The sequence below is a fragment of the Virgibacillus alimentarius genome, from assembly GCF_017874635.1.
GTDB classification, from domain to species: Bacteria; Bacillota; Bacilli; order Bacillales; family Amphibacillaceae; genus Virgibacillus_B; species Virgibacillus_B alimentarius.
In genome coordinates this window covers 1-7033 of the sequence record NZ_JAGIKX010000057.1, presented here as the reverse complement: position 1 = coordinate 7033, position 7033 = coordinate 1, and the positions used below count along the sequence as shown (strand labels likewise).

6 protein-coding genes and 1 pseudogene are annotated in these 7033 nt (G+C 36.2%); 4 read left to right on the top strand and 3 right to left on the bottom strand.

The features are described 5' to 3' along the window. Positions 1-105: 105 nt before the first annotated feature. Positions 106-346 (bottom strand): annotated as a pseudogene (locus tag J2Z81_RS15410) (transposase); the annotation flags it as partial. Positions 347-799: 453 nt separating this feature from the next. Between J2Z81_RS15410 and J2Z81_RS15405 the strand changes: the two are divergent. Genes J2Z81_RS15405 through J2Z81_RS15390 form a run of 4 tightly spaced genes read left to right on the top strand, consistent with a single transcriptional unit; the run spans position 800 to position 5490 of the window. Beyond that, positions 800-1339: a helix-turn-helix domain-containing protein gene (locus J2Z81_RS15405; RefSeq protein ID WP_226371733.1), complete on the top strand. Its 540-nt coding sequence runs from the start codon at positions 800-802 to the stop codon at positions 1337-1339. 34 nt (positions 1340-1373) lie between these two features. After that, the gene (locus tag J2Z81_RS15400) at positions 1374-3419 is read left to right on the top strand and encodes a hydantoinase/oxoprolinase family protein (protein WP_226371732.1); all 2046 of its coding nucleotides are present in this window, start codon (positions 1374-1376) and stop codon (positions 3417-3419) included. Beyond that, on the top strand, positions 3420-5159 hold the full coding sequence (locus tag J2Z81_RS15395; protein WP_226371731.1) for a hydantoinase B/oxoprolinase family protein: 1740 nt from the start codon (positions 3420-3422) through the stop codon (positions 5157-5159). 13 nt (positions 5160-5172) lie between these two features. Then, entirely contained in the window at positions 5173-5490 is a 318-nt protein-coding gene (locus J2Z81_RS15390; protein WP_226371730.1) for a cupin domain-containing protein, read from the top strand. Positions 5491-6122: 632 nt separating this feature from the next. Here the strand turns inward: J2Z81_RS15390 and J2Z81_RS15385 are convergent. Both J2Z81_RS15385 and J2Z81_RS15380 read right to left on the bottom strand, forming a co-directional pair. After that, positions 6123-6350 (bottom strand): transposase, encoded by a 228-nt coding sequence (locus tag J2Z81_RS15385; RefSeq protein WP_226981402.1) that lies wholly within the window; start codon positions 6348-6350, stop codon positions 6123-6125. A gap of 11 nt (positions 6351-6361) precedes the next feature. After that, complete coding sequence (locus J2Z81_RS15380) at positions 6362-6835, bottom strand: hypothetical protein (protein WP_226371729.1); 474 nt, start codon at positions 6833-6835, stop codon at positions 6362-6364. Between the last annotated feature and the right edge of the window lie 198 nt (positions 6836-7033).

The following is a 7033-nucleotide window of genomic DNA, read 5'->3' as shown; positions in this document are numbered from 1 at the left end:
ACGGGTGCAAGAACTCGAAAATAAATGGGAAGGTGGCCATATCCAAAACTGGGCGATGGTGATGAACCAGCTGCTCGTTCATGACCGCTTGAAAGATCGTGTGTTAAAGTATTTAGAATAACTTACACACTTTAGTTGACAAGCCCGGTATTTGTGAGCATTGTTGCGAATCACATCTACTTTCGTCCCATGATCAGCGCGGCTTGCTTTAAAATATCATTCTCCATTGCGAGGTTTGATTCTCTTTACGAAGCTTGATTAATTCTTCCTGTTCAGGAGTTCGATTGTCCTTTTCTTCAAACGATCCAGAATCCTTGTGTTGGCGAATCCACTTATCAAAGGCAGAATTTGATTTCCCCTTCGATTTCTGTTAATTCAAGTTTATATGGACTTAATGAATCTGTCCAAATAAGTGTAACCTGTCCAGAGCAGGCATAATAGCCTTGGTGGCTGTTCAAGATGTCCTTATATATCTGGCTTCCTGGCTTGTCATCCTGCACGCAATAGCAATAGGTAAGGCTTTCTATGTACCAGATATACGATCCAAATGCATTTTAAATATCAAATGTCTAAATGTTTTCTGACTTTTCATTTTTATGATTTCTAAGCATGGCCGTAAAGGGGATTCTGATAATGTTGTGAATTTCTAATATATCACAATATAAAAATCAATTTAAAAAATATTAATTATAGTAACAATTAGAAAATATAATTTATTCTTTCATTTAAGAATTAATTATGGTAGTATAATAATAAATCAAGTGGAGGTGGAAAAAGTTAAGTAACACTTTAAATTAAGATGGATATTCATAAAAAAATTAAAAAAATTCGACTAGAAAATGAAATGACATTAAAAGAACTTAGTGAAGAAACAGGACTATCTGTTAGTTTTTTATCACAAATAGAGCGTGGGGATTCTTCTCTCGCCATAACTTCTTTAAAAAAAATATCTGATGCATTTAAAATCAATATGTCTTATTTCTTTAAGGAACTAGAGAATCAAAATTATGCCTTGTCCGAAAAAGAACAAAAACCGTTTAAAATAGAAGGTTCCAATATGACTCATGTACGCCTCGCTGGGAAGTTTCCAGAAAGAAGAATGGAGCCAATGATGGTTACATTGCCTCCTAACGAAACATTTATTGAGAAATATAGTCATCCAGGAGAAGAATTCTATTATGTGTTAAAAGGAAAGGTGATTTTTAAAATTGAAGAAAAGGAATATTTCTTAAAAGCGGGAGATTCTATACATTTTCCTTCTGAGAAAGAGCACCAATGGAAAAATCCAACCACTTCGGAATCAGTTTTAATTAGCGTGTTAACACCAGTTATTTTTTAAAGGTTTTTAAATATACCTAGAAAGGATGGGAAAAATGAGAGTTGCAACAGATATCGGAGGGACATTTACGGACTTAGTGTATGTAGACAATGAAGGACAGGTAGAAGTTGCCAAAAGTCACACTACTCCACCAAATTTTGAACAAGGTGTTATTGATGTAATTGAAAAAAGTAATATCGATCAGAAAGCTATATCTACATTCATTCATGGTACAACCGTAATAATTAATGCACTCACGGAAAGAAAGGGAGCTAAAACGGGTTTAATTACGACAAAAGGATTCAGAGATATTATGGAAATTGCTCGTGGTAATCGTCCTGATTTATTCAACATTCGTTATGAAAAACCAACACCGTTTATTGAACGATATCTAAGACAGGAAGTAGATGAACGACTAAATTATAAAGGAAAGGTTCTTACCCCTTTAGACAAAGGTCAAGTAAGGGAAACTATTGAATATTTTAAACGCGAAAAAGTGGAAGCGATTGCAGTGGCTTATTTGCACTCATACGTAAATCCTAAACATGAAAGGGAAACTGTAGATTTAATTAAGGAATTGTGGCCGGAAGTTGCTGTTTCTGCATCCTATGACGTAACAAAAGAATGGAGAGAATATGAACGCACTAATACAGTAGCATTAAATGCATATGTACAACCTGCGGCCTCGACATATGTAAATAAATTAAATGCCAAGTTAGATAATTTTAATACAGACAGTCACAATTTTATTATGCAATCAAATGGTGGTACTACGACTTTTTCCGAAGCCAAAAAGGTTCCAATTAATATGGTGGAATCTGGTCCAGTTGCTGGAATTTATGGTTCTGCTGTACTTGGAGAATTAATTGGCGAAAAAGATATTATAGCATTTGATATTGGTGGAACAACAGCAAAATGCTCTTTAATAGAAAATGGAGAGGTAAAGGTATCCACCGATTATTATATTGAGCGAGATGATAGAAATGCCGGATATCCAATAAAAACCCCAGTTGTTGATATTGTAGAAATTGGTAATGGGGGTGGTTCTATTGCCTGGTTGGATGAAGCAGGATCGTTAAAGGTAGGACCTGAATCAGCTGGTGCACTTCCAGGACCTATATCTTATGGGCAAGGTGGAATGGAGCCAACTACTACAGATGCCAACCTACTAACTGGTCGGCTGTCCGCGAAGAACTTTGACTATGATGTGGATTTAAATTTAGTTAGGGATGTTATGCAAGAGAAAATAGCTAATCATTTTGAAATGACAGCAGAAGAAGCAGCTTTAGGAATCATCCGAATTGCAAATTCCAATATGCTTAATGCGTTAAAATTAATCTCAATAAGAAAAGGGCACAATCCACAAGATTTCACATTAGTAGCTTTTGGAGGTGGGGGGTCTATGCATGCTCCTGCCCTGGCAAAAGAATTAGGCGTTAGAAAAGTTGTAATCCCTATAGCTTCACCTGTTTTTTCTGCATGGGGAATGCTAATGAGCGATTTACGACATGATTATATTAAAACATATATTAAACGAATAAAGGATTTAAGTTTGCAAGAAATGGCCACACAATGGAATGAGATTGAAAATGCTGCTTATCAACAGTTTAAAAATGAAGGAATTGAAAAGAAAGATGTTGTTTTTAATCGTTTTGTAGATATGCGTTATTTAGGTCAGGAACATACTGTAAAAGTTCCTGTTCCAGCATATGATTGGTCAGAAAAAGACCTGCGAGAAATTATCGAAAAATTCCACCGATTACATGAACAAAACTATTCTTTTAGACTTGAAGATACCGAAACAGAAATTGTTAACGTCCATGTTACTGCTTTTGGAAAAATACAGAAGCCGACTATTCATAAAATAGTACGTCACACAACCTTAGAAGAGGCAAAAATAGAAACAAGAAATGTATACTTTGAAAATCCAAAGGGCTGGGTGGAAACAGATGTATATCGTCGAGAATGGTTGCCTGTTAACGAACTTATACAAGGGCCAGCAATTGTAGAGGAAAAGTCAGCAGTAACTGTAATTTATGACGGTCAAACACTAAAAGTAGATGATTATGGAAACTTAATTATTGAAATGGAGGGGAGATAGATGACGGTAAATGAAATAAAAGTCGATCCATTTACACTTGAAATTGTAAAAGATTCACTACTTGCTACGGGGGATGAAATGTTTATTGCATTAGCAAAGACATCGATGAGCCCTATAATATATGAAGTATTGGACTATGCAAGTGGACTAACAGACGCAAAAGGTCAATTATTAACACAAGGTAACGGAGTAACTGGTTTTATCGGAATGCTTTCTTTTATGGTAAAGCAAACACTCAAAAAGTATGGAGATAAAAATGATCTCAAACCTGGCGATGTCATTATTGTTAATGATCCTTATGGTGGCGGTGGTTCCCATTTGTCAGATGTCGGTTTGGTAATGCCGATATTTTATCAAGGTGAACTAATCGCATTTTCTGCAAATAAAGCTCATTGGACAGAAGTAGGTGGAAAAGATCCAGGATCCTTTACAAATGATTCCCGAGAAATTTTTCAGGAAGGACTGCAATTTCCATCCGTAAAACTATACGACGCTGGAGAATTAAACGAAGGACTTGTGGAAATTATTCGAGCCAATGTTCGTTTCCCTGATTTATCGCTTGGAGATATGTGGGCGCAGGTAGCAGCGATTAAAACAGGGGAGCGAAGAGTGAAAGAATTATGTGAAAAACATGGAAAAGAAGTAATTCTTTCTGCTATTACAAACCATTTGGATCATGGCGAAACAATATCAAGACAAGAACTTGCCAAGCTACCAAAAGGTTCGTTTACAGCAGAAGGGTTTGTTGAAACAGATGGTATTGGAAATGGCCCATTTCCAATACAAGTAGAAGTTACAATTACAGACAATGAATTTATTTGTGATTTTAGAGGTAGCAGTCCACAAGTTCCTGGACCAGTCAATTGTTCCTTTACTGGTCTTGCATCTGCAGTGAGAACCATTTTCTTGGCAATAACCAATCCTGATCAGGACGTAAATGATGGTGTTTTTAGACCGCTAAAAATTGTTGTCGATGAAAGATCTATTATGTCGGCTGAAAGACCTGCACCAACATCAAACTATTTTGAAACAATGCTAGGTTGTACGGACTTAATTTGGAAAGCGTTGGCTCCACACATTCCGCACAGGCTTGCTGCAGCACATTTATTATCTGTTTGCTCTGTAACTTTAACCGGAAATCATCATGATACCAATGAGCCGTTTCTAATTGTAGAACCCTCTGTTGGTGGATGGGGAGGAGCTGACGGTCAAGATGGAGCAAGTGGTCAGTTCTGTATTTTAGATGGAGAGACTTACAATATTCCAGTTGAAGTAGCTGAAACAAGATATGGTGTAATGCTTGACGAATATAGTTTACGTATAGATGGTACCGGTGCTGGTGAATATATCGGTGGTAAAGGAGTTATTCGATCTTACAGGGCATTGACAGATGAACAAGCTGCTACGATCACTTATGGTCGAAATAAATACCGCTTGTGGGGCACTAGTGGCGGATATGATGGCTCTGTGAATGAATTTTATATTCATAAAGCTGATGGTGATATAGATGGTCCTTATGGAGTTTATCCACGTTATTCCTTAAAGAAAAATGATGTACTTCAATTGATGACCGCAACAGGTGGAGGGTACGGAGATCCTTTAAAACGACCAGCTGCACAAGTAGCAAATGATGTTAAAAATGAATACTTCACAGTGGAGGAAGCAAAAACTTTATTTGGTGTTGAGGTTGACCCCAAAACATTTGATTATAAAGAACTTGAAATCAGAAATAAAATATGAGGTGAAATACGATATGGAAATAAGAGATCAGGGATTTAAAGATCAAGGTTTGCTAACTGTATTCGAAAGTGAGTCAGATCATATGGTGTTAAAGTTTGGTACTGTTACTATTCCGCCCGGTGTAAGGGTTCCCGAAGAAGGTATGTCAGAACACTCCGAAAATGAGTATTCTTTTATTAAAAAAGGGACACTTGAGGGAGAAAGTGGTGGTAAACCGTTCTCAATCACTTCTTCTATGGCAACTTTCATTCCTGCTGGAGAACAGCATTGGGCAATTAATTCAGGTGATGAGCCTTGTGAAATTGTTTGGACTCTTTTGAAAGAAAAATAATTAGCAAAGAATAGTAGGAAGGAGCGCTTTTCTATTATTTTATATTTGGTATAAATTATACGAAATAAGTCATCAACAATTATCACGCTCACCTCTATTTGTTTAACGTTCTTTGAGTTTAAAAAACAATTAGAACAAGTTTTTATTAGTTTATATAAAGTGAAAATTGGAGTTTAATTGTCCAATAACACACAATATAGTAACCTTTCTAATAAGTATAAACTTTAATTTCAATTTATGTACATGAAAAGAGGGTCAAAAAAACAAGGGAAATATTATGTGAACGTGCGTTAATTTCCCATGTATTCAGTTATTAAATATAATGGATCTTAAATAAAAGTGAAGTTTATGCCAATCACAGAGATAATAAGTCCGTTAAGAGTACACCATCTAGACACATCTCAGAGGGTTCAAGTTATTATCTTTTTAAGCAAACTTTTCTAGTAATTTATAGGCTGAACTGTATCGCTTAAATTTATATAATATACGAGACAAACTATGGAATGTCAATACTGAAGGTGATTTATGAAAAAGAAAAGAGAATGTTAAATGTGCGCATGACAAATAAGCCTATGTGATTTATTTTTTTAAACACTAGACTAGTTTTGATTCATCAAAGGATTGCTTAGATTTCAGTAAAAAAACATAACACGGACAAGCTTTTTAGCTACGTGTGAAAGTGCCACATTGTATTGCTTTCCTTCTTTCCGCTTTTTAACGAAATCCGTTTTAAAGACGGGAGATTGGATCGCAATTAACCGGGCAGCTTGTAGAATTGCCCAACGTAAACTCGGAGAATCACGTTTCACCATTTTGCCTTGTCCGACATATTCACCAGATTGGTAAATAGATGGTTCCAAACCGCTAAAAGCTAAAAGTTGACCAGGATTTTGAAACTGTTCAATGGTTCAGAAAGAATGACACTCCCTAAGCGGTAAGAAATACCTGGAATGGTTAAAATAGGTGACTGAATCTGTGCCATCAAGGATTTAATCTGTTGGTCAGTTTTTTGAATCATATGATGATAAAACCGTATGGTTTCAATCAAATGTATAAGTTCAAAAGACAAACTATCTGACACAGTACCAATAGACTCTCTTGCCAAGTCACGAATTTGTATGGCACGTGATTTTCCGACCCTGTCTCTAGAAGCTTGTTTCAACAAATTCGACAAACTTGTAAGGTGTGCGTTTGCTAGCTGGGTGGTAGATGGATAAGCAACAAACATCGCATACACATATTTTAGATGCAGATTGACAGATTTTACTAAAGATGCCAACTCGGGAAAAACTAAATCAATCACTCGGACATATTGAATTTTTAAATCTGATTGATATTGACCCATCCGGGAACTATGCCGCGTCAATCGTTTGAGTTCCTCGATGGCAGGATCCTACTTTAGGCGGTGAGTCAATCCTGTCTAAGAAACACTTATAAGCAATTGTGAGCGGATTAACCCCCGAATTTTGGACACATTTTCTCTTAAACTAGCTTTTTCTTAGAATTACTTACTTTTTCATGGTGCCCCTTCTTCTTTTGTCCC

Bases quoted from the DNA above. Each gene is read 5' to 3' on its own strand.
- J2Z81_RS15405 (WP_226371733.1), top strand. From the start codon at position 800: ATGGATATTCATAAAAAAATTAAAAAAATTCGACTAGAAAATGAAATG.
- J2Z81_RS15400 (WP_226371732.1), top strand. From the start codon at position 1,374: ATGAGAGTTGCAACAGATATCGGAGGGACATTTACGGACTTAGTGTAT.
- J2Z81_RS15395 (WP_226371731.1), top strand. From the start codon at position 3,420: ATGACGGTAAATGAAATAAAAGTCGATCCATTTACACTTGAAATTGTA.
- J2Z81_RS15390 (WP_226371730.1), top strand. From the start codon at position 5,173: ATGGAAATAAGAGATCAGGGATTTAAAGATCAAGGTTTGCTAACTGTA.
- J2Z81_RS15380 (WP_226371729.1), bottom strand. From the start codon at position 6,835: ATGGGTCAATATCAATCAGATTTAAAAATTCAATATGTCCGAGTGATT.